Annotated in this window: 1 protein-coding gene and 1 pseudogene; both read left to right on the top strand. The window is 65.0% G+C overall.

What is annotated here, in order from left to right; translation table 11 throughout:
- On the top strand, window positions 1-255 hold a 255-nt coding region (locus CK498_RS25560; RefSeq protein ID WP_324615595.1), incomplete at its 5' end, for a TAXI family TRAP transporter solute-binding subunit.
- A gap of 136 nt (window positions 256-391) precedes the next feature.
- Window positions 392-1,044: pseudogene (locus CK498_RS25555) on the top strand (TRAP transporter permease); the annotation flags it as partial.

Genomic DNA, 1,044 nt, shown 5'->3' with positions numbered 1-1,044 from the left:
ACCCTCGAGGAAGACGCCCGCGCCGTGTCGATGTGGAACTTCGCCATCGCCGGCTGCGACCTGCCGGAAGACTTCGTCTACGAAGTCACGCGCATCACCATGGAGAACAACGACAAGATGATGGACGTGCACCGCAGTGCCGCCACCACCATCCCCGAGAACGTCGTGCACAACACCGTGATGCCGTTCCACCCGGGCGCCGCGCGCTGGTTCAACGAGAACGGCTACGAGATCGATGACGACATGATCAACTAAGCGCTTAGATTGATCGCGATGAACGGCCGCTCACCGCGAGGTGGGCGGCCATTTTGTCTATGGTGAATTCATGCGCCGTCGGGTGAGTGGCGCCGGGACGGACAGCATCGTCGCATGATGCCGGGAGGTGACGCTAATGAGCGATAACGACAAGACCCCGCCTGCGGGACGCAGTGCCGATGAGGCGCCCGATAACAACAATGACTCGGAGCTGGTGGTCGGTGGCGTCGACGAAGAGGTCATCGAGTCCAACCGGCGCCTGTTCACCGGCTGGCAGTGGGCGCTGTTCGGCGGCCTCGCCGTGGCCTACTCGCTGTTCCACCTGATTACCCTCAACGTGCTGCCGATGGAGACCTGGTCGTACCGGGTGATCCACATTGCCGGCGCGCTGATCCTCGGCTACGGCCTCTACACCGGCGGCCGCTTCGCCAGCGACGGCCAGCAGGCCGCGCCCAAGTGGCAGACCGTGCTCTCCGCGCTGCTGCTGCTGCCGGCGCTCTATGCGCTGCTGCAGACTTTCCTGATGTGGCGCACCATCGAGGGCGGCGCGATGCGCATCGAGCCGCACATCGAGGCCTGGCACTACGGCTATCCGCTGATCCTGGCCACCGCCGCGGCCATCGTGATGTCGTGGTGCTACCGCCAGGTGCGCGAGAAGTGCGCGCTGCCCGACCTGGTGCTGATGGTCTGCGCCCTGGCCAGCGCCGGCTACTTCCTGGTCATCTACAACACCCCGCTGCGCATGTCGACCGGCACCTCCTTCGCGCCGATGGGCATCTCCTATGCGGC

Origin of the sequence: Halomonas salipaludis (assembly GCF_002286975.1) — a bacterium.
Lineage (GTDB): Bacteria > Pseudomonadota > Gammaproteobacteria > Pseudomonadales > Halomonadaceae > Franzmannia > Franzmannia salipaludis.
The sequence above is the reverse complement of the archived record's forward strand: the minus strand, read 5'-3'. Positions and strand labels throughout refer to the sequence as shown.